We start from the raw sequence: 20,348 nt of genomic DNA on the forward strand, positions 1-20,348 counted from the left end.
AGGAGCATTTCTTTTGCCTCGCGGACACCAGGTCCATCCGTTGGCTGGACAAGCGGTGACGACTTGGCTGAAAGGCTATGAAACGCAGAGAGATAGTCGATGGGCTCAAACCGTTCGCCGTGCTCCCGGGCCACCTGCTTCGCACGAAGGACTAGCCTGCGCTGATCGAGCATGTTTCGCAGCGCGAACACTACGCCGGGAACGACGCCCAATAGGAACCCAACCTCACCATTGTCCATTTGCGCCCCTCTTGTCGCGTATGCACGCGTCAGTCCCTCTCTCGCCCGCAGGTCGCGCCTACAAGGCCGATCAACGCCGCCAGCCCGGTCGATAGCGCGAAGACGATGAGGATAATGGACAACATCAGGCCCCATGCGCCTGTCTTGCCCGCCAGATACACCGCACCGCCGGCCAGACAGGCGCAGATCACGCCGAAGACGCCCGAGCCGGTACGTGCGCCTGACGAGCGACGCGCCCTGATGGCTGCGAACAGCGCAATCGCCGGAATACCCAGCAGGACAAGGCCGGCGACGGCGTAGATCGTATATCCGATGATCAGCTCATGCCGGTAGCGTGCGTCGCTACTGGCGGTCATGCGGGCGTACTCGGCTGCCTTGTGCACGTGCTCGACGGCCAGGTCACCCGACCTGACGTACTGCATTGAAGACTCGATCTCCGCGCCCGTCATGACCGGCTTTGGCCCGGCGTTCTGGAGCGCGGTAAGGCGATCGAGCAAGGCGGCATCCGCGACTGGGTCAGCCTTTGGCCCTGAGGCTGGCACGATGCAATAGCCGATCGACGCGAGTGAGTCGTACTTCTGGGACACCTCGCACCTGAGGGTGGTCGCGGCTACGCCCAGGGAGGGTGCGAGGCGGAAGTTCGCCTTCGCTTGCCAAAAGCTATGTGGCCGGGGGAAGCTCGCGGCAAGGCGAATAACGTAAGCCTCGCCGCGCTCATCCGTCGCATCCGGTGACTGCACGACCCAGATGCCCGGGCGAACCAGCGTCAGCCGACGTGGCGTGCGGGCCGGGTCATCAAAGCTGCGACGCGGGTCGTTTGCCTCCACGGGATACTGGTCGCGCACATCCAGCGCGGCGACCTTATCGGCAGGCCGATCCGTACGCCACGCGAAGTCGTAGTCGATAGTCGTCTCGGCCAGGCGCACCTCGGTGGCTTCAAGGGTCTCCCGGGCGGCCGCCTCCCGGGCCCTGGCGTTGTTGTACGCGAGGTTCTCGCCGTCCACCCCATCGAAGACGATCAGCCAGAGCTTCCGCTTTTCGAACTCTTCCTTCGTATCGGCGGCCCGCCCATCGGGCAGGCGCGAAGGCGGCCAGTAGACGACCAACGCGATAACCGCGGCGCACAGCGCTATGCCCGACCAAAGCCGGCTGCGACGAGACTTGAGCATGTTTTCCCCCTGTATGCAGACCGTCCTGTGGTTGCATTACAGGGCCGATGGTGCCGGGTTTGGAGGGGGTTGTCACGGGGGCGCGCCGGTCCCAGGTGTAGAATGCGGCGTCTCAACCGGGGGAAGTGAAATGAGCCTTTTGAAGACAGGGAAGGTCCTGTTCGCTGCTGCGTGCCTCGCACCCACCCTGGCCATGGCAGCCTTCTCGTCGGGCGTGCCCACGTGCAAAGACGTCCTGGCGACTAAGGACATGGCGAGCATGGAAACGAAGCTTGTGGGCTACCGTCGTACGGCGTTTGACGCGGCGGCCAAGCAGCACGCGAGCAGCCTGATGGATGAGCTGAAGGCGAAAGGCGTGAGCAATCCCCTTCCGGTTGTGCTGGATGAGTATGAGAGCCGGCTGGTTCCTGCTCGAGGTGGTGCTGAAATGCTCTGGACGGAGCTTGTCAGCCATTACGGCGGTACCAGGGAAGCGTTTCGTACGCTATGCCCTGAGACAGGTTCGGACCTGGTGACGTTCTATTCGACGCTCTACGACTTAGCTCTCAGCAAGGCTGACGAGGCTCGAAAGACGGCTGGTACACCGGCCAAACCCTTATAAATGGCATGGTATATCAGTGGACCTGTAAGGCCGACTGAAACACCTTGACCGAAGCGTAGGGTGGCCTTCTCAGACGCATTGGCCTCGTGCACTTGGGCACATCGACGTCTACACTCTCCACATTTCGTCGGGGGGCTCGCAATGGATTACCACCGTTTCAACATCGGCAGGCCTTTAAGTGGCGAGATGAACGCCTGGTGGGCGGAAAACGTCGAGCGAGGCGTTATCACCACAGGTTTCCAAGGTGAGCCAGGAGACGACGGCGAGCGCCATTTGAAGGCGCCGGCCAAATGGGACTGGGTGCTGGCGTATGTCAGCGGCCGAGGTTTCGTCGGGGCAGGCAGGATCCGCGGCGTCAACACGTATCATCGGCACCCCGCTCCGCCGGCAGGCACACTGTCCGACCATCAGCACGAACGCGCGGTCGTCTGGAAATACATCATCCGAGACGTCAACGACGCGATCCGCTACGACGATGCGGACTTACCCTTCCCGGTGGGCACTCGGCAGCGGACGACGGATCGCGATGCTGCCAAAGAGCTAGTTAGGCGCTTGCGTCAAAAGGGTGAAAGCCTACGGGCTGGCGGCCCTCAGTACTGGTGGGTTCCAGACGCAGTCAGGGCGCTTGGCGAACCTTCCACCCTCAAGCAGATCGAAGCCTGGCTTGAGGATAAGTACCCGAAAGACGATCACTCGGACCTGATAAATCAAGCGTGCATCCTATCGGTCAACGACGCAAACCGACTGCATAACGATAAAGCCCGTAAGGACTTCCTAACGAATCAGGGGAACCCCAAGGATGCCCTGTTTCGCGACGGAAGGAAGACCGGCGTGAAGTACGCGCTTTACGATCGCGAGAAACACGGAATCTGGAACGTTGTTCTTAACGCTAATGGCAAGCCGGAAGCGGTTCAGATCGAAGAGGGAGATGCGCATAAGGCTCTCCACGACGCGCGCCGTCAGATTGCGTCGGAAACGCCACCTCCAATCGAGTCGGAACACGACGCACGCGTGTGGGAGATGCGCGCAGTGGCGATGCGTGAAGGCCAAGGACCGTTTCGGCAGGGTTTACTCGAAGCCTACGACTTCAAATGCGCGGTCACGGGCTGTGCCGTGGTTGAGATCCTGGAAGCAGCACACATCATGCCCTACCGAGGGGGCTACACGCATCGCACGGACAATGGCCTGCTGCTGAGGGCCGACATACACACATTGTTCGATAAGGGCATGCTGTGGATCGATGACGGCGGCTTCGTGCAGATTGATGACCGCTTGTCCTTTAGCGAAGACTACATGCATCTCCGCGGGAAGAAGCTCAGCTATCCCGCTGAACCGACGTGCCACCCTAAGAAGGAGCACCTCGCGCATCACCGCAAATCGGCGGCAGGCCAGAGCAGCTAGTCACTGCTCGCCCCTAGGCAGCAATGCATGGGTCGCCGGAAGGTGGCCCATGCGATGAGGGTCAGGCACGGGGCGGGATGAACCGGGGCCCGCAATGGCGCGTTCGCACAGTAGGTTGGACTGCCACGTGGAACGCCTGAAGCGCATCCGCCACCGCCGCCTCATGTGCACCATCCTGATGCCCCGCCTTCGCACACTGCGGCACCACCTTCTTCCCTGCCTGCGTGCATTCATCCAGGGAGTCGTGATTGGTAAGGTCGGAATTCGCTGTTCCCTCGCACCCGGCACCAGCTTTGCCACGACATCCGCATTGGCGGCTGGTGGTGCGCCGGTGTCCGGGGTGCCGACGAGGACCGATACCGGGACCTTCGCGGCCTAATCTAGGGCAGCGAGCCCGAATCGCGACGCAGCTGCGCGTCACGCCCAAGATAGATGATGCGGCGCTCACCACTTTGAAGCCGCGCCTCGTACACCCCTCCTCCTGCGGTCAGTCGTCGAATCAATTCTGCAGCCCCGTCGCCTTTGAGCCAGATCCAGCAGCCCACTCGTGGATCGTTCAGCTGCTGATATTCAGTAAGTGGGTCAATGCGACGCGCGTTAAATGACCGGCGCAGCTGCGGCCAATCAATAGCTACCTGTGGATCCGCGTTGCCGGGCGCATGGATGTGATCGTCGGGTGCTGCGGAGAACTGCGCCGCTAGCCGCGCGCGCTCAGCCGCCAGCAGACGGGTCGCCTCTGGAAGCCAGATCCAGCGCCTTGGAGCTTCGTGGAGTATCCAGTCTGGCAACCCCGCCGGATCATTGATCGGACCGGAATCGAACTCGGATAGGTCAATCTCAACCATGCGGACGTCGAGCGCGCGGACCCTGTCGCCTTTTTCGTCGTCGACAGCATGGCGAACATAGATTTCGATAAAGAGGCTCCCGTCATCGTCGATCAACTCGGCGTCGGGCCGAAGTGTTTCGAGCGGTCGCTCCATTTGACCGCCCCAAACTGAGACCCTCTTGGGAGGCAGCCGTAGCCTAGCCCCGTATCGAAGGACGCCATCAGGCGTCCTTAAGGTGGGCGGGTTCTCAATGCCTTTACCTCCGCACCAAGCTGGCAACGTCAGACGATCGGCCTCCGCCACGATTTGCTTTGCATATAGGTGTATCGCCGTCTCCAGGCACCCAGGGCTACCAGGCCGCCCTTCGTGGGCAAAGTGAGGCCGCCGTGCTTCTCCGAGTCTTGCGATCAGACGGGCACCACACCCAGGGCAGCTACAGCCACACGCCAAGCCTCGGACCACATCGGTCACGAGCACCAGGCGACCGTCCTTCTGTCCGACCGGCATCTCTGCCGCTCGCGGAGCCCCGGTCCGTCCCTCACTCATTTGGCTTGCCATGTCCCCGCTCCACCATTTAGAAGTGGGCTGAGGCTCAACCTTTCATGGAAGGGGAAACATGGACGAACAGACCGAATCAGGTAACACGACCCTTTACGCAATGGAGGCACTGGGCCGCTGGCTCGAGGCCGAGCCACCCCAGAGCAAGATCCGGCAGGTACTCATGGCCTTTGCGGCAAAGACCCTCGAGGCACTTGAGCACGGCGAGGCACCACCTAAAGCGGATGTAAACGCACTTTCCGCCTGGTACCGCGACCAAGAGGGGGGCCCGGTCCCTAGTGAACCTATCACTGGAAAGTGGCTTCCCGCGTCCCAAGTCCAGACGTGGTGGGATGGTCAACAGAACAGTCGCCGACAGTTTCTACAGGGGGCGAAGGCGCGCCAGGACGTGGACCTAATCATCGATCGGGGAGGCGGCAGGGGCAATCCCACCACGTATCGATTTGCCTTCCCGGAGTCTGTAATCGACAGCGATCCTGACGGGGTCGAACCCATCGGCGATGCCGCGACCGCCGAGAGGAATTCTCCCGGCCTGGTCACGTATTCAGTCGAACGGGCACAAAGTGGCCTGCTCTGGCATCCGGTCATCGGCCAGCCCTTCGTCATGAAGTCCGCGAGGGGCTACCTCTTTCTTGGGGTGGTCAGCCTCCCCCTTGCTGTCTTCCTTTTTTGCGTGATCGTCAGTGCGGTAGGACTTGCAACCACCCCCGCGACTTACGTACACCATATTGGCCCCTACGCGTTCGCAATAACCCTCTCGCTTCTCGCATTTCGCGCGTTCAAGCCTTTTTGGGATCTCCCTACGCTCCGCGTAACGATTGCCCCAGACTGGCTAATCAGCAGGAACCAGATATACGCCCAACTTCGTCTCACGAGGGATAGCGAGAAGAAGGCAAGCGGACGATTTGCTCTCGTGCGCTTCTACGCCAGCTGCCCGGTATGTGCTGGGACCGTCGAAATCCGCGAAGGGGGCGACGCTTTCCCTGGACGACTCGTAGGCTGTTGTTCCGACAGTCCACGAGAACATGTCTTCAGCTTTGACCCTGTGACGCAGCGAGGTCGGGCCCTCATTCAATAGGAAAGCCGATGAGGCTGACTTCGCGCTACTTGCCGAACGCCGCCTGAAAGACCCGAACTGCCTCCCCTACCGCCGCGTTATGCGCCTCCTCCTGATACCCCGCCTTCGCACACTGCGGCACCCACTTCTTCCCTGCCTGCGTGCATTCACCCAGGAAGTCGTAATGGGTGACGTTCGGTAGGCGCTGCTCCTTCGCACCCGGTACCAGCTTTGCCACGACATCCGCATTGGTGGCTGGTGGTGCGACGGTGTCTGCGGTGCCTACGAGGATCGATACCGGTACGTTCATTCGCTTGAGTGATTCGGGCGCCAGTGCCTGCACGATCGCGGGTGCCATGACGAACACTGCCCGTACGCCGGGTACGGCGTGGTCATTTGCTGCGTCCTTGAAGCGTGCCTGCATCGCGGGATCCTTCAGCCATGCGCCGATGTCGCGTGCCGTGAGGTCGGGGGCTTCGAGCTGCGGTGCGCAGACGCCGTCGATGGGGTGCTTCTTGCAGAAGTCCGCGAAGTGCTGGACATCGACACGGGCGCCGCCGGCGACGAGTGCGGCGAATCCTCCGGCTGAGAAGCCTGCAACGCCAAGGCGGGTGGCATCGATGTGGGGTGAGAGATCCGGGTCGGCCTGTATGGCTTTCCAGGCGGCCTTGAGGTCCTCGGCGCGTTCCCACCACCACGCGGCACCGTTGGGGGTGATGGGGCCACGGCCGTTGCTGCCCGGGTGGTCGACGGCGATGACGACGAAGCCTGCCCGGGCGATTGCGGTGCCGAACCAGGCCATCATGCGGGCGGTCCCGCCGAAGCCGTGCGAGAGAAGTACGACGGGGTAACGGCCGGTTGCCGGTGCGGCATCGGGGGCGGCGCTGCCCGTGGTGAACAGCGGGGCGTCGTCAGGGCCGATCACTAGGGGTGTCTCCTTGGCATCGGCCTGCGCCGGATACCACACGGTGATGGGGACACTGGGTGAGCCATCGGCGTTGCGCAACGCGGCAGTGGGTGTCGTCGTGGTCCGGTGGATTTCACCGACGGCGGCCATGGCTTGTCCTGCCAGGGTAAGGAGGACGAGGGCGACGAGGCTACGGCTCAAGTGCTTCTTCAGCATGTTCGGTTCCATCATTCGACGGGGACACAGATATCGACGCCGCCATAGCCGGTCCTGGGATCAAACGCGGCGTCGTAGCGTTCGAAATCGGGGGCATCGACCGGGGTGAAGCCTGCGGCAGGAAGCCACTCGCCGAGCAGGGCACGCCATGTATGCGGGATGGAGCCGATGTGGCCGTCGTGCCGGGCGATGACGTAGCGCTGTTGGGGCAGGCGTAGCCGGCGGTAACCCTGGGGAGCCTGGCCGAAGTGGTCTACCTCATAGCCGGCGAGGTAATCGAACCGCCCTTCCCCATCCATGGCACTGCATACGCCGTAGGTGTAGCGCTGCCTGCCAAGGGATTGCTCGGTGTGGAGGCGTTGCCACTGGGAGGGAATGCCGGCGGTGTCGCTGGCCAGGTAGGAGGCTTCGATGCCGGTCAGGAGTAGCGGGCCGATCACTTCGATCCGAAGCTCCGGGGCCTGGCACACCGGCTCCTCGATAACGCGCACGGGAGCGAGGATCGGCAGGCCTTCGAGGTTGCCGCGTTTGCGTACGTCCTCGGGCGGAAGACCGAAGGTGTCGCGGAAGGCGCGGGTAAAGGCTTCGTGGGAGCCGTAGCCTGAGGAGATCGCGAGAGGGAGGATTTCCGGGGCGCCGGCGGCCAGCTCTGCGGCAGCCTGGCTCAGGCGACGGACGCGGATGTAGCGGGCTACGGACCAGCCGGTGGCGGCGCGGAACAGGCGGGCCAGGTGGAAGGCGGAGACGCCGGAGGCAGCTGCTACATCGGCTAACGAGAGGTCTTCGGTTGAGTGGGTTTCTATGTACCAGACTGCGCGTTGGACTGCTGGCATGGGTGCCCCCCCCGGATTAAGTCAGATCATACGAGGATGGGGCTGAGGCGATTTGATGATTCTTGCTTAGGACTACGCTGCAGCGTGTGAGCATCGATGAGAGTCACGCCCCTCGATCGATCCAATAGCGAAGCTCCAGATCGCAAATGAACCCTCACAATCGGCAACTAACGGGCTTGACGCAACGCTGAGTTACTAAGTGGTGCTCGAATTAAGGCAATCGCAAGATCCAATCGCGGGGCACCTAATTCCGATCGGCTGCCGGAAGACGGATGACTACCGATGACAGTCCGCGAGCGGCGCTCGCCATTCACACCACGAAATACTTGTCACCCACGCCAAATTGAGATATCTCTCCGAAGCTCGCTCTCGGATAGATAGCCGTGCAATTGCACGCACCGCGCGCGGGATTCAGGCCGTCAACTATCAGGGGAAAGGATATGGTAGATGCCTTAAGGCTAACGAATAGCTCCGACGAGACGGAGCTCGCGCTTCTTCTCTCGGGAGATCTTGTCTTCAGCATTCCGTACTTCCAAAGGGCATATAAATGGAAGCCGGAAAAACTGAGGCAGCTTGAAGAAGACCTCCTCAGTATCATCGACGCTGAGGGTACTCACTTCCTCGGCGCAATTATTGTATACGCGAGGCGATCAAATCCAGCTGACCCAAACATCTACGAGATTGTCGACGGTCAACAGCGCACCACGACAGTATTCATTTATCTTTGCGCCATCGTAAAGACACTCTGCGATTCACAGCTGTATGACGAAGCAGCGGGACTTCTCCTAAAGTACCTAGTGGTCGGGATCGGTCGAGACGCAAGATTGCTCTCGAACTCCAAGCTTCACTGCTGCAAAGAAGATCGTTCGCAGTTAAACCGCGTATTCGCACACATTCTCGCAGACCTAGGATTCGCCGCACATATCTCTCCATTCAGATATAAGCCCCTACCCTCAACCGGAGCTCCGTCTGGTCGACTCTGGAATAACTACCGCCAGGCGGTTCGATTTCTCGCTGAACAGGTTCGCCTTGAGGGCACCGAACGACTAAGGGCAATCTATAGCTCACTACTTAACGCAGTAAGTGTGGTTCAGATTGTTGTTAGAAATCCGGTCGATGGTCCAAAAATTTTTGACAGCTTGAACTCACGACAAGAGCCGATCACGACCGGCGATCTAGTACGCAACGAGATCTTTGCAAAAGTCGCAAATGAAGACCCTGACGTCATCGAGGGCATAGATCATGGCTTCTGGCAACCCTTTTACACCAGATTTACCGAAGGCGACCATTCGCTATTTGATGCATATTTCTTCCCATATGGACTCATCCAAGACCCCAACGTGCGAAAGGCAGAGGTCTTCGAGAAACTACGAAACCAGTGGAAAAACTCGACGCCCGAAGAGATCATCAATCAGCTTTCGAATTACCAGAACGCATTCCTCGATGCCGTTCGCGGCTCAAACCTTCAACAACATTCTTCTACCGTGGCTGCCGCATTTAAGCGACTACATGACGCAAATGCGCCAGGATCCACGTACCCCTTTATTATGCAGCTGTCGAACGCTGTAAAAGCGGGACAAGTTTCAGAAGGCGTCTGCGTTGAGGTTCTCCTGCTCGTCGAATCGTTTCTCGTTCGGCGCGCACTATGCGGCCATGAACCAACTGGACTGCATGCCGTATTCAAGCGCCTCTGGCAAGATGTCGATATGAGCCCAACCAGAGAAAAGGTTGAGGCATCGATTCGTCGACACAAGACGGTTGTGTGGCCCGCTGATGACGATGTGACACAAGCAATCAAAACTCGGCCCTTGTACGACGTGTCAGTCACTCGCTACGTCCTTCATGAGTGGAATCGATCGCTCGGTGGCGACCAACCGATTGTCGAGACGTGGATCGAGCATGTCCTACCCGTTTCGCCGTCAGCAGATTGGAACGAACACTTCAGCCAAGACGACCATGCCGCCACGCACGATCTCCTCGCTAACTTGCTTCTGCTTTCGAAAGAGATGAATAGAGATCTGAGTAATGCAGGCTACGGCACTAAGCGACCCGTCTTTGCTGAAGACTCTGTATTCAAAGCGACGAGGAAATTCGCGGAAGGCCACCTCGAATGGACACCGGAGAACCTCAGAAGAAGGTCTGAAACGCTCGCGAACTGGGCTGTTTCTAGGTGGCCATCGCGGTAACCTGGGCGCTGTCAGCGATCCGACTGACAGCGCTCATTGCGCATTATCCAGCTCTACGTCGGGCGCAATCACTCGGAACAGGCGCTTCACAGCTCAATACGCGCGCCGACAATACGCGAGGCTTCGAGGTGTAAAGTCCACACACAGAGTCGATATAGTTGAGATTCAGGTGCAATCACGATGGATAACATCTCGTCGCGCCAGCGATCACTCCACATGGCGCTAATTAGAGCGAAAGACACGAAGCCCGAAATGCGAGTCAGACGACTGGTGCATGGAATGGGATTTCGGTATCGCCTTCATGCGAGGAACCTTCCTGGCACCCCAGATCTCGTGTTTCCCGGCAGACGATCCGCAATTTTCGTCCACGGATGCTTCTGGCATCATCACAAGGGCTGCAAACTCGCTCGGATCCCTAAGTCACGAGTGGAATTCTGGAGTACAAAGCTCGAGAGAAACCGCGAGCGCGACGCGCTCACCACCCGCCGTCTTCGAACGGCCGGTTGGCGCGTGATGATCGTTTGGGAATGTGAGACGCGCGACGAAGAGCGAATGAAGCGCCGTATATGTAAGTTCCTTGGACGTCAACCTTTAGTGCCGTCCCGACAATAGTACGCGCAGCTACTCCTATCCCATGGCTAGGCTAAAATCGCGGCACTTCGTCGGTATGGCTCGTTGCGTCTTGACCGCAGGGCCGAGTAAACAGCGACCATCTACCTAGAACGACATCATCCGTCCAGGGCAGTGATGACACGCTCACGGAGCGCGGTGAACTCATTGGGAAGTTCGGTTGCGATTACGTTGGCGAACCGATGTAGGCACTCCGACCTAGGAAGTCCCAAATGCTCGGCTGCCTCGAATAGCTCTGAGTGCTTTCCCGCCTGGAGTGCATGGCCTATCACTGCGGCCATCTCGGCCTCGGTTGCGCCAAAGGCAATAGCCATCTGTGGCAGGCATTCCCGAGCCTTCTCCATGATCCATACCTCTGGCCACCGATCGCCCGGAAGGTATGAAAAGCGCTGGACGATCCAATTATCGAAGTCCTTACCGGGACTCTCGGCCATCTGTCGCGCATGCGCAAGATTGGTCGGTGCCAACACTCGCTGGTCGCCGTCAAATATCGCCATGCAGTAGCGATCATCGTTGCGGACATATGCAGCAGCCAGCTGACGCGAAATCGCCGAGGCAGAGCCAATGACCGTTGTGGTCACTCGCGTCCTTAGCGAATTCGGCAAGCACGCGCACAGTAGAGCGCCAGCGACATCATCCTCGACAAAGATATCAACTTCTCTCGAGTTTTTATGTGCCATCTTAGAAAAGGCGAACTCGGGCGACACAGCTCTTGTGAGCCTCGTCTTTCCGTTGAGGCTTTCGACCAGGAATCGTGCATCAGGAGGCAGGGACGCGAGAACATCTCGCGAATGCGTCGTACAGATTATCTGCACATGCATCTTCTTGCAGAGTTCCTTTAACACTTCAACGAGTCTAATCTGCGCTTGAGCATGCAACCCCAACTCAATCTCGTCGATCACGATAAGGGACGACGGGCCGCTCTCATAAATCGTCGAAAGGATCTCGAACAAGGCATTCTCTCCGGCTCCCATATGGAAGCCGCTGTACACCACACCGTCGCACTCGACGACGGGAAGTGAGTACCTTGCGTGATGTACATACCGAAATTTTGTATAGGGCTTCCCGATAATTTTTCCAACGAGCCGCGCGACCTCGCTCTCCCACCCCTTCATTGGCACATCGGAAAACGACGATGAGTAGGATCGACTCTGACTACGTTCAAAATGTGGAACTACGCGCTCTATGCCGAAATAGACGACGTCTCGATGCACCCTAGCGGCGTAATCGTTCCACTTCCCGTCCGCCTTTTTACGTCGCTCTTGAAAGGCGATACCCTTACCGTCTGGCAGACCCGGGCTAGGACTCCATTCGTTGTAGGCAATGTGATATTCAATCGTCACATCGCGTTGCTTCGGATCGTCCTTATGCCGAATGTAGAAATCTTTGAAGGTGTAGTAGGGAGTTGAGCGCCTGGGAAGCCTAAACCCGCGCTCATGATTGTGGAACGCGCAGCAAGCCAAAGCTAAGATTGATGACTTCCCCGAGCCATTCTTTCCCGAAATTGCTGTAATCGGATAATCGAATTCGATATCCAACTCGGTGAGGCCACGGAAACTGCCTTCGCTCAAGATCACGCGACGCAGATATGCATGTTCTAGGGAGCCGAACTTGGCCCGCAGCCGCTTATCCGTCTCACTTTCCCTGTACTTCATTCTCAGCCTCGTGAAAGACAGCCCTTTGATTTTTTGCGGAACTGCAACGATCGACCCGGACGAAACGACGCGCGCTCCTGTACGAACCGGTCGCGCGCCGACGATGCGCGCACATTCTATCGGCCGCTGCCGAAGCACCTTTAGGCCAAGTGACTAAAGATAGTCGCTTCAAGTAACAGTCCACTGCAACGGACCCGACAGACGACAGATGACTAATAGAGGTGCTTCTCCGCCGCCCTTAACCACATCATCACGCCCACTTAGGGGACAGATTGCTTAGTCGTCCGGAACGGTTGGCCTGCCCTCCTCGGGCCCAACGTGCTCACGAAGCACTGCATATCGGTAACGAAGCGCTGTTCCGTCGTTCGGACTCTGCGAAAGGCGATCGTATTCCAATAGGCGGAAATCGGCCAAGCCGTCTTTGGCCTCAGCCTCGGCACGGTTTCGCACGCGTTCTTGGTCAAACTCTACAAAGCTTCGTCTTAGGATGCTGTCAGTCCAGCCGAACTTTGCTGCCTCAAGAAAGAGAAAGAAAAAGACGGTGACCGACCCTACCGACTTGAGCAGAGCGTCCTTCTCGACAAAGACACGTGACATCGCAGTCAATACCTGAATGGTGTCGTCCTGGATTGCAGCGATATCGATTCCGCCGGATTTCGCGGATCTAACAAACTCGTCCAGGTGCGCCTTCTTCGTGTCAATCAGCGCCCCGCGAGAGGATATGTAGAGAAACTTCGTCGCTAAGTCCAAGTGCCTATATCGAAGATTCGAAAACGGAAGGCGAAGGCGGAAGAACTCGTGCTCCGCAATCGCCTTTATAGCTATCGGGAGCGGGCCGCCAAACGCGTTTCTCTTCTCTGCGGCGTTCAGGGGAACCGCCTCATTCAGTCGCGAGAACATGTCCTCGATGAGCTCAACTTCATCGGTGAGGATAGTGACAATGGGAAGCACATAGCCATCAAAGCGAGTCTTCAGATCAGGAAACTTCTTCGCTAGCTCGCTGTACGTCAGCCCACCCACCTGAAGAGACTGATCCTCAACAAGCGTCATTTCCTCGTCGAGTGCGAACCCTCCCTCGATAAAGGAGAATATCGTCTGCAATCGCTGCTTGCCGTCGACTATGGCGAACTTGAACTTCCTACCGTCAACGTCCTTTGCGGGGAAAAACTCATGAAAGTAGAGCTTCGGTAGATCGTAGCCATTGATAATCGAGTCAATAAGCAACCGCCGCTTGTCAGCCGGCCAGATGTCACTTAGCCGCTGATAAGGAGGATCGAACCAGATACTATCGCGCATCGAGTAGACATGAATAATCGAACTACTCGGAACCGAGCCTAGCCGAAAGTCGGTCATGCCAAAATCTCCTTCGTGAGTTCGGCGACGCTCGCCAGCTCGGGGAACAGCATCATACGATTGATTCTGAGATACGACAGCTCTGCTCGCAGACGACTCTTTGCGGCCGCAGGGATGCGAATTCGGGCGAGATGTGGCTGAGCATCCGGAATATCGTCTATCGCGGTCATGTCCCGATGCATGATGGTAAACACACCTAGCTGAGCCATAATCCGCTCATTTCGTCGATGCGCAATGGCTGCAATCGGGTAAAGCTCACTCATGCCCTCTTGGGACATTTTAATTGGGCCGTAGTCGTCCAACATCGGATCTACACCGAAGCATGGGATATCGATTTCAACCCGAGGGCGGAACCTCGGGACTTCGTAATTGTATTTCGCTGGCAGTAACGCCCAAATCGCGCCGTCGCTGTCGGCGGAGTCGATCAAAGGATCATTCACCGCAAAATAAAGTGCGACCAAGGGACTCTCGGTCCAGTCCAGCAGGCGGGTCGGAATCCCAATGCTGCATCAGAAACAGCCATTCCCATTCGTCTTGAGGCGGCTGCTGCCGAAACGAATAGGCATTCTGCTTGAATCGTTTTGACAGAAGCAGCTCACGCGCGAGAGCACCTTCTACACGAGCTATTGACGGAACTAGCTTATACGCGTAGTTGCTGTGGCCGCGGAACCAGGTCGTTGCCTCGCCCGTTTGTTCTGACAGGTTACCGAGCACGGCCAAGAATTCGGCAACACTCCCAAATTGCGATTCGTAGAACATTTCCCTTCCCCAACGCCCGTTTACTTCAGGCAGTCCCTTCGTCCGGGGTATCAAACGCCGTCAAAAAGCCTTCGACCGAGCGCACCAGGTCGTCGACGGACTCATCGCGTACGGCAAGGTTCGCAACCCACTTTCGTCCAGGATGAAGCACATCCCACCTGGACCGCTTCCCCTTATACCTGCCCTTGCCAGGGTCATGATTTCCAAACCCGTCAAGAAGGCGATTCCACAGAGGCTGGAATCGCGAGATCACAAGCGACTCTCCAAGAGGAATCCAGACGTCATCCAATACAAGCCACCTGCAGTAGAACTCATCGAGCTCAATGCCAGCCAAAGGGTTACCGCTAACTGCCTTGATACTATCCGAATGCTCCGAAAGCCTCTTAAAAAGGACAGAGCCGGCAACAGCATCAAGATCGGCTCCTCGTCGCGCGCCTTTCGGAACGGCTTTCCCGACGTATATGGGAACCGTAGGCTCTCCAGAGGTGAGCGCAGCAAGGCGAGCATACGGCTGGTATCTTCCGCCGTAATAGATCGCATATATACCGGCACCACTAAATCCCGGCAGCTCGGAAAGGCGAAACAGTGGTTGACGCAACAGAGCTCTGACGATGCTCTCGCCTAAGTTCCGCTTATCAAGCGGGTTGAAGTTTTTCGCCCCCCCGGTCATAGAATCCCTTTTTGCCAGTGCTTATTCGGTTCGCGCCCTTAGCGTGCGTGCAACACTAGATACAACAGCCTTAGCCAAATCGACCGGCACAGCGTTACCTAGTTGGCGCATAGCCTCGCTCCAAGCCCCTCGAAAGTGCCATGTGTCGGGAAACGTCTGCACCCTGGCGGCCTCTCGAACAGTAAGATAGCGGCAAGTGCCGTCAGAGAAAACAATCATATTCTCTCCGCCCGGGACGCCGTGGCCGCCCGCCTTCAACGTCTTTGACGGAGAATCATAAAGGCTTCCAGTATGCCCAGGGTAAGGACGAGCACCGAGCTGCAAGCGATGATTAAAAACTTTGCCGCGATGATCAGCACGCAAAAAGGGTTTTGGTAGACCTTCAATCGCTTGTCTAATTGTTCGCCAAGGGAGCAATGTCGGACGTTCACGCTCATGCATTTTACGCACACGCGCTTCAAGTGACGCTGGGACGACCCCTTTGGCACCCACGGATTCCCAGTAGGCCCCTGTCACCCATTGCGCGTGTAACAGAGAGTCTTGCGAATGCGTCGGCTCTGGAAAGGACCAATTTGCGTCGATGTCTGACCTGAACCCGACCATGAAGAGACGCTCGCGACACTGCGGCACGCCATAATCGGCCGCGTTGAGCACCGCACTTACAACATTATAAGAAAGCCCTTCTAACTTCGGGCTACTCGTGTGATGTTGCTGCAAGCGCGCAAAGTGGTCTTGCCAGTCCTCGCCTGCGGAACGCTCGATCTCGGGGTACTGAAGCTGAAGCTTCGAATGCTCTAGATATGTCGCAAATGATGCCCGAGTAAGTCCCTTCACGTTTTCCATAACAAACGCGCGCGGCTTCGATTCACGCACCGCACGGATGAATTGAGGGATCATGTCACGGCCGTCCTCCATCCCTCGATGCTTGCCACCGAGGGAGAACGGCTGACAAGGAGGGCCACCGGCCACGAGATCCAAGCCTTCGTACCGTTCGAACGACACATGGCTGACATCGCCTTCGTAGACGTGTTTCGACCACGCCCGCATACCCTCCACAGCATCCTCGGCAGCGTTTGTTCGCAGCGTCTCGCATGCGTCAGCATTCCACTCGAAGAGACCGGCATGCCTGAAGCCTTCGAAGTGAGTTGCCAACGCCAGGCCACCCGCACCAGTGAACAACTCGATTGATCGCAGCTTGTGTTTAATCTTGCTCATATAAACCACCGTCACCCTGGCGCGATCATCTCACTGACCTGTATCAAACTACGCGATCGAGAAACCGGGACGCGTCAACGTACATGCTATCTCAGCGACTTTCGCTTCACACGTCAAAACTGACAGCGTCCCACGCCGAATACACAGGGCAGCAAAAATTCAACTGAAGTCGCCTTCAGTGCCCGCTACAAGCATCCAGAGTAGCGACAAGCCACACGCCACACGCCACACGCCAGGCGGCACGATGCTACCGCGCACCTGAACGACATAAGACACAGCGAGCTGGGCCAACGATCCGCGGCCTCGGCGCACACGTATACGTAGGGCGTAGACGGACAAGATTTGAAACCTCTCGTCTAGATCTCTTTTGACTGTTCAATCGCGCCGTTGCGCGCTACGCCATGATCAGCCGCACTTCGAATACCCACAATTCAAACAAGTCTGGCACCCGTCCATCAGCACAAGCGCCTGGGTATTGCACTTGGCGCAAAGGGTGGCGCCAGCCGGGAAGCCAGAGGCATTGGTGTGGGAGTCGGCGGCTGGGGCCTCGGGGCGAACGGCGTCGCTCACAGGGTGAGCTCCTACGGCAGCAGCAGCCGGCTTGGCCGCGGCCTTCTCGTAGGCCGCACGCTTTTCAGCGATCAGGCGCTTGGTCGCCTCATCCATCTCCGGATCGTGGATCAGGCCAATGGACTTCATGTGCTGCTCGATCACAGCACCAATCTCTGCCACGATGCTGGGCATGTAGACGCCGCCGGCCTTGAAGTAGCCGCCGCGCGGGTCGAAGACGGCCTTGAGCTCTTCGACGATAAACGTCACGTCGCCACCCTTGCGGAAGACGGCGGACAGGATTCGGGTGAGCGCCACGATCCACTGGAAGTGGTCCATGTTCTTCGAGTTGATGAAGAGCTCGAAGGGGCGGCGCTGCTCATGCGGGGTGCCCGCATTGAGGACGATATCGTTGATGGTCACGTACAGCGCGTGCTCGAAGAGCGGCGACTTGATCTTGTACGTATTGCCCACCAGGGTTTCCGGACGCTCGAGGCTCTCGTGCATCTGGATGACTTCGGCGACAGGTGCGACCTCTTTGACCGGCGCGGGTGCGGCGGCTGCGGGGGCCTTGTCCTCGGGCTTCACAACTGCGTAGCCCTTGATCTTCTTTTCGATCTTGATCGCCATTTTTATTCTTCTCTTACTAGGTGGAATCCGGCCCGGCGCGGACGCCGGGCCGGATGGGTACTACTTACTTACGACGGCCACGGGCGGCGCTCTTACGCGCCGGCGTACGGCCGGTCTTGCTGGCAGTGGACCTCTTGGCCGCTTTCACGACCTTCTTCGGAGCAGCGGCCTTTCGGACCGTCTTCTTCGCAGCCGTGCGGCCGGCGACCTTGCGGGTCACCTTGGCTACGGCCTTCTTGACCGCCTTGCGGGCGGTGGAAGCCTTCTTGACGACGCGGGTGGCGGCCTTCTTGACGGCCTTCTTCACCGCGGCGCCCTTGCGAGCAACCTTCTTTGCGACGACAGCTGCCTTGCGGCCGGCTGCCTTCTTCGGGGCGACCTTGCGTGCCGGTGCCTTCTTGGCGGCCGACTTCTTGGCGATGGCCTTCTTCGGAGCGGCCTTCTTCACCGCTGCCTTCTTGACGGCCTTCTTGGCGGCAACCTTCTTCACCGCGACCTTCTTGGCCGGAGCCTTCTTGGCGGCGGCCTTCTTGACTGCTGCCTTCTTGGCCGGGGCCTTCTTCGCAACAGCCTTCTTCGCCGTGGCCTTCTTGGCGGCAGCCTTCTTCACTGCGGCCTTCTTGGCCGGAGCCTTCTTGGCAGCGGCTTTCTTCGGCGCAGCCTTCTTGGCGGTGGCCTTCTTCGGGGCTGCCTTCTTTGCTGCCTTTTTGGCCGGGGCCGGTTCGGCGGGTTCTGCCTTGGTCGGGGCCTTCTTTGCTGCTGCCTTCTTCGGGGCGGCCTTCTTCTTGGCAGGTGCTCGCGAGGAGATTTCGCCCACAGGGTGGGCTCCTACGGCGGCGGCGTCATCTGCCTCGTGCGCGGCGATTTCGTCGCCGGCGATGTCCTTCTGGCTCACCAGGACCGGGGCGGGCTTGGGCTTGCGCTTGGCCTTCGGCTTGTCTTCGGTGATCTTCGGGCCATCGAGCTCGGCGACGTAGTCCGGCTCGCTGGACGAGACGGCGGCGCTGGCTTCGGCGGTCGGTGCCGGCTCGATCACCTTCTTGGCGACCGGCTTCTTCTTGACGACCTTCTTCGCGACGACCGGCGGGTGGCCGGGCGTGGCGGATTCGGTGGACGAGACCGGGGCGTCATTGGCCTCGGTGGTGTCCGTCGTATCGGTCGAATCGGTGGTCTCGCCGGTGGGCAGTTCCGCCTCGTCGATCTGGTTTTCTTCGTTCGTCATAACTTTTTTCCCTCTCCGCGGGGTCAGAACTTGCCGTAGTAACCTTCTTTCAGGGCATCGAAGAGGTTGGCGGCGGTGTGCATTTCACCGTCATATTCCACCTCGTCATTACCCTTCAATTCGACAACGCTACCGTCTTCCAATTCGAAGCGGTAGAGGGTGTTCTCAAGATCGGTTTCTTTGACAAGCACGCCCTGGAACGCGGCGGGGTTGAAACGGAACGTCGTGCAGCCCTTAAGACCCTGCTTATAGGCGTAGAAATAGATGTCCTTGAAGTCCTCGTACGGATAATCCGTGGGGACGTTCGCGGTCTTGGAAATGGAGCTGTCGATCCACTTCTGCGAGGCCGCCTGGATATCCACGTGCTCCTTCGGGCTGATGTCGTCGGCCGAGACGAAGTAATCCGGCAGGCGGGTCTTCGGGTCTTCGGAGAACGGCAGGGCATCGCCATTGATCAGGGCGCGGTAGGCCAGCAGCTCGTAGCTGTAGACCTCGACCTTTTCCTTGGACTTCTTGCCTTCGCGGATCACGTTACGCGAGTAATGGTGGGCGAAGCTCGGCTCGATGCCGTTGGAGGCATTGTTGGCCAGGCTCAGGCTGATGGTGCCGGTCGGGGCGATCGACGAGTGGTGGGTGAAGCGGGCGCCCACCTTGACCAGCTCGGCGACGAGCTCCGGGGCCACCGTGGCCACGCGCTGCATGTAGCGCGAGTACTTCGCGTGCAGTTCCGAACCCTTGATCTGCTGGCCGACCTTCCAGCCGTCCTTCACCATCTCCGGGCGCTTGCGCAGCATGTCGCCGGTGACGTCGAAGGTCTGGGCCAGCACCGGGGCCGGGCCCTTTTCCTTCGCCAGCTCGAGCGCGACTTCCCAGCCGGCCACGGCCATCTCGCGGCTCACTTCGTCGGTGAACTGCACGGCATCGGCGGCGCCGTAGCGCATCTTCAGCATGGTGAGCGTGCTGCCCAGGCCCAGGAAGCCCATGCCGTGGCGGCGCTTGCTCAGGATCTCGTGCTGCTGCTGCGGGAGCGGCAGGCCGTTGATTTCCACCACGTTATCGAGCATGCGGGTGAACACGCGGACGACTTCGCGGTATTCCTCCCAATCGAAACGGGCCTTGGGGCCGAACGGGTCGCGCACGAAGGTGGTGAGGTTCACCGAGCCCAGCAGGCACGAGCCGTACGGCGGCAGCGGCTGCTCGCCGCAGGGGTTGGTCGCGCGGATGTGCTCGCACCACCAGTTGTTGTTCATCTCGTTGACGCGGTCGATCAGGATGAAGCCCGGCTCGGCGTAGTCGTACGTCGAGACCATGATCATGTCCCACAGGTGGCGGGCGCGGATGTGGCCGTAGATCTTGCAGGCCACGAGGCCGTCTTCACGGGACACGTAGTTCTGCTTGGTCGGCCATTCGCGCCACACGACCTTGGAGGTGTCGTTGAGGTCGATCTCGTGCTGTTCCTTGACGTGCACCGGGAACACGGTCGGCCAGTCCTGGTCGTTCTCCACCGCATCCATGAAACCGTCGGTGATGAGCAGGCTGAGGTTGAACTGGCGCAGGCGGCCATCCTCGCGCTTGGCGCGGATGAATTCCTTGGCGTCCGGGTGGCTGATGTCGAACGTGCCCATCTGCGCGCCGCGACGGCCGCCGGCGGAGCTGACGGTGAAGCACATC

General features: G+C 59.0%; 18 protein-coding genes and 2 pseudogenes. 5 read left to right on the plus strand and 15 right to left on the minus strand.

Translation table 11 applies throughout. The features are described 5' to 3' along the window. Positions 1–239: hypothetical protein (locus ACTHLF_RS20090; RefSeq protein WP_440329826.1), on the minus strand; the 239-nt coding region annotated here is incomplete at its 3' end. Between the two features lie 29 nt (positions 240–268). Beyond that, positions 269–1,408, minus strand: a complete 1,140-nt coding sequence (locus tag ACTHLF_RS20095) for a hypothetical protein (protein ID WP_440329828.1) — start codon at positions 1,406–1,408, stop codon at positions 269–271. A 130-nt stretch (positions 1,409–1,538) separates the two neighbouring features. On the opposite strand from ACTHLF_RS20095, the gene ACTHLF_RS20100 reads away from it, so the two are divergent. Then, positions 1,539–2,009: a hypothetical protein gene (locus tag ACTHLF_RS20100; protein WP_440329830.1), complete on the plus strand. Its 471-nt coding sequence runs from the start codon at positions 1,539–1,541 to the stop codon at positions 2,007–2,009. A gap of 141 nt (positions 2,010–2,150) precedes the next feature. Continuing rightward, the gene (locus ACTHLF_RS20105; RefSeq protein ID WP_440329831.1) at positions 2,151–3,410 is read left to right on the plus strand and encodes an HNH endonuclease; all 1,260 of its coding nucleotides are present in this window, start codon (positions 2,151–2,153) and stop codon (positions 3,408–3,410) included. Between the two features lie 380 nt (positions 3,411–3,790). Here the strand turns inward: ACTHLF_RS20105 and ACTHLF_RS20110 are convergent, their stop codons facing one another. Further along, positions 3,791–4,390 (minus strand): hypothetical protein, encoded by a 600-nt coding sequence (locus ACTHLF_RS20110; RefSeq protein ID WP_440329855.1) that lies wholly within the window; start codon positions 4,388–4,390, stop codon positions 3,791–3,793. Between the two features lie 219 nt (positions 4,391–4,609). Then, positions 4,610–4,795, minus strand: a pseudogene (locus tag ACTHLF_RS20115) (hypothetical protein); the annotation flags it as partial. Positions 4,796–4,853: 58 nt separating this feature from the next. Between ACTHLF_RS20115 and ACTHLF_RS20120 the strand changes: the two are divergent. Continuing rightward, entirely contained in the window at positions 4,854–5,873 is a 1,020-nt protein-coding gene (locus ACTHLF_RS20120) for a hypothetical protein (RefSeq protein WP_440329833.1), read from the plus strand. Between the two features lie 25 nt (positions 5,874–5,898). On the opposite strand, the gene ACTHLF_RS20125 is transcribed toward ACTHLF_RS20120, so the two are convergent. Further along, positions 5,899–6,975 (minus strand): alpha/beta hydrolase family protein, encoded by a 1,077-nt coding sequence (locus tag ACTHLF_RS20125; RefSeq protein WP_440329835.1) that lies wholly within the window; start codon positions 6,973–6,975, stop codon positions 5,899–5,901. A gap of 11 nt (positions 6,976–6,986) precedes the next feature. After that, on the minus strand, positions 6,987–7,808 hold the full coding sequence (locus ACTHLF_RS20130) for an AraC family transcriptional regulator (RefSeq protein WP_440329837.1): 822 nt from the start codon (positions 7,806–7,808) through the stop codon (positions 6,987–6,989). A gap of 440 nt (positions 7,809–8,248) precedes the next feature. Between ACTHLF_RS20130 and ACTHLF_RS20135 the strand changes: the two genes are divergently transcribed. Together ACTHLF_RS20135 and ACTHLF_RS20140 are read left to right on the plus strand one after the other, a co-directional pair. Beyond that, positions 8,249–9,994: a DUF262 domain-containing protein gene (locus ACTHLF_RS20135; RefSeq protein ID WP_440329839.1), complete on the plus strand. Its 1,746-nt coding sequence runs from the start codon at positions 8,249–8,251 to the stop codon at positions 9,992–9,994. 180 nt (positions 9,995–10,174) lie between these two features. After that, the gene (locus ACTHLF_RS20140; RefSeq protein WP_440329841.1) at positions 10,175–10,606 is read left to right on the plus strand and encodes a very short patch repair endonuclease; all 432 of its coding nucleotides are present in this window, start codon (positions 10,175–10,177) and stop codon (positions 10,604–10,606) included. 116 nt (positions 10,607–10,722) lie between these two features. On the opposite strand, the gene ACTHLF_RS20145 is transcribed toward ACTHLF_RS20140, so the two are convergent. The 9 genes and pseudogenes from ACTHLF_RS20145 to ACTHLF_RS20185 all read right to left on the minus strand — a co-directional run. After that, positions 10,723–12,279 carry an ATP-dependent nuclease gene (locus tag ACTHLF_RS20145; RefSeq protein WP_440329842.1) on the minus strand — a complete coding sequence of 519 codons (1,557 nt, stop codon included), beginning with the start codon at positions 12,277–12,279 and terminating at the stop codon, positions 10,723–10,725. Positions 12,280–12,555: 276 nt separating this feature from the next. Then, entirely contained in the window at positions 12,556–13,632 is a 1,077-nt protein-coding gene (locus ACTHLF_RS20150; protein WP_440329844.1) for a DUF262 domain-containing protein, read from the minus strand. Further along, positions 13,629–14,093 carry a hypothetical protein gene (locus ACTHLF_RS20155; protein ID WP_440329857.1) on the minus strand — a complete coding sequence of 155 codons (465 nt, stop codon included), beginning with the start codon at positions 14,091–14,093 and terminating at the stop codon, positions 13,629–13,631. The genes ACTHLF_RS20150 and ACTHLF_RS20155 overlap by 4 nt, the downstream gene beginning before the upstream one ends. A 27-nt stretch (positions 14,094–14,120) precedes the next feature. Beyond that, positions 14,121–14,391, minus strand: a pseudogene (locus ACTHLF_RS20160) (FRG domain-containing protein); the annotation flags it as partial. A gap of 25 nt (positions 14,392–14,416) precedes the next feature. Next, positions 14,417–15,061, minus strand: coding sequence for an Eco29kI family restriction endonuclease (locus tag ACTHLF_RS20165; protein ID WP_440329846.1), 645 nt, complete (start codon positions 15,059–15,061; stop codon positions 14,417–14,419). 21 nt (positions 15,062–15,082) lie between these two features. Further along, positions 15,083–16,276 (minus strand): DNA cytosine methyltransferase, encoded by a 1,194-nt coding sequence (locus tag ACTHLF_RS20170; RefSeq protein ID WP_440329847.1) that lies wholly within the window; start codon positions 16,274–16,276, stop codon positions 15,083–15,085. Between the two features lie 405 nt (positions 16,277–16,681). Next, on the minus strand, positions 16,682–17,455 hold the full coding sequence (locus tag ACTHLF_RS20175) for a TSCPD domain-containing protein (RefSeq protein WP_440329849.1): 774 nt from the start codon (positions 17,453–17,455) through the stop codon (positions 16,682–16,684). Between the two features lie 64 nt (positions 17,456–17,519). After that, a complete protein-coding gene (locus ACTHLF_RS20180; RefSeq protein ID WP_440329851.1) occupies positions 17,520–18,677 on the minus strand; it encodes a histone H1-like repetitive region-containing protein in 1,158 nt (385 codons plus the stop codon). Positions 18,678–18,700: 23 nt separating this feature from the next. Next, the coding region (locus tag ACTHLF_RS20185) for an adenosylcobalamin-dependent ribonucleoside-diphosphate reductase (protein WP_440329853.1) at positions 18,701–20,348 on the minus strand (1,648 nt) is incomplete at its 5' end.

Origin of the sequence: Luteibacter sp. (assembly GCF_051958795.1) — a bacterium.
Taxonomy (GTDB): Bacteria; Pseudomonadota; Gammaproteobacteria; order Xanthomonadales; family Rhodanobacteraceae; genus Luteibacter.

Coding starts and splice junctions, on each gene's coding strand:
- ACTHLF_RS20095 (WP_440329828.1), bottom strand. CDS start 1,408: ATGCTCAAGTCTCGTCGCAGCCGGCTTTGGTCGGGCATAGCGCTGTGC.
- ACTHLF_RS20100 (WP_440329830.1), top strand. CDS start 1,539: ATGAGCCTTTTGAAGACAGGGAAGGTCCTGTTCGCTGCTGCGTGCCTC.
- ACTHLF_RS20105 (WP_440329831.1), top strand. CDS start 2,151: ATGGATTACCACCGTTTCAACATCGGCAGGCCTTTAAGTGGCGAGATG.
- ACTHLF_RS20110 (WP_440329855.1), bottom strand. CDS start 4,390: ATGGAGCGACCGCTCGAAACACTTCGGCCCGACGCCGAGTTGATCGAC.
- ACTHLF_RS20120 (WP_440329833.1), top strand. CDS start 4,854: ATGGACGAACAGACCGAATCAGGTAACACGACCCTTTACGCAATGGAG.
- ACTHLF_RS20125 (WP_440329835.1), bottom strand. CDS start 6,975: ATGCTGAAGAAGCACTTGAGCCGTAGCCTCGTCGCCCTCGTCCTCCTT.
- ACTHLF_RS20130 (WP_440329837.1), bottom strand. CDS start 7,808: ATGCCAGCAGTCCAACGCGCAGTCTGGTACATAGAAACCCACTCAACC.
- ACTHLF_RS20135 (WP_440329839.1), top strand. CDS start 8,249: ATGGTAGATGCCTTAAGGCTAACGAATAGCTCCGACGAGACGGAGCTC.
- ACTHLF_RS20140 (WP_440329841.1), top strand. CDS start 10,175: ATGGATAACATCTCGTCGCGCCAGCGATCACTCCACATGGCGCTAATT.
- ACTHLF_RS20145 (WP_440329842.1), bottom strand. CDS start 12,279: ATGAAGTACAGGGAAAGTGAGACGGATAAGCGGCTGCGGGCCAAGTTC.
- ACTHLF_RS20150 (WP_440329844.1), bottom strand. CDS start 13,632: ATGACCGACTTTCGGCTAGGCTCGGTTCCGAGTAGTTCGATTATTCAT.
- ACTHLF_RS20165 (WP_440329846.1), bottom strand. CDS start 15,061: ATGACCGGGGGGGCGAAAAACTTCAACCCGCTTGATAAGCGGAACTTA.
- ACTHLF_RS20170 (WP_440329847.1), bottom strand. CDS start 16,276: ATGAGCAAGATTAAACACAAGCTGCGATCAATCGAGTTGTTCACTGGT.
- ACTHLF_RS20175 (WP_440329849.1), bottom strand. CDS start 17,455: ATGGCGATCAAGATCGAAAAGAAGATCAAGGGCTACGCAGTTGTGAAG.
- ACTHLF_RS20180 (WP_440329851.1), bottom strand. CDS start 18,677: ATGACGAACGAAGAAAACCAGATCGACGAGGCGGAACTGCCCACCGGC.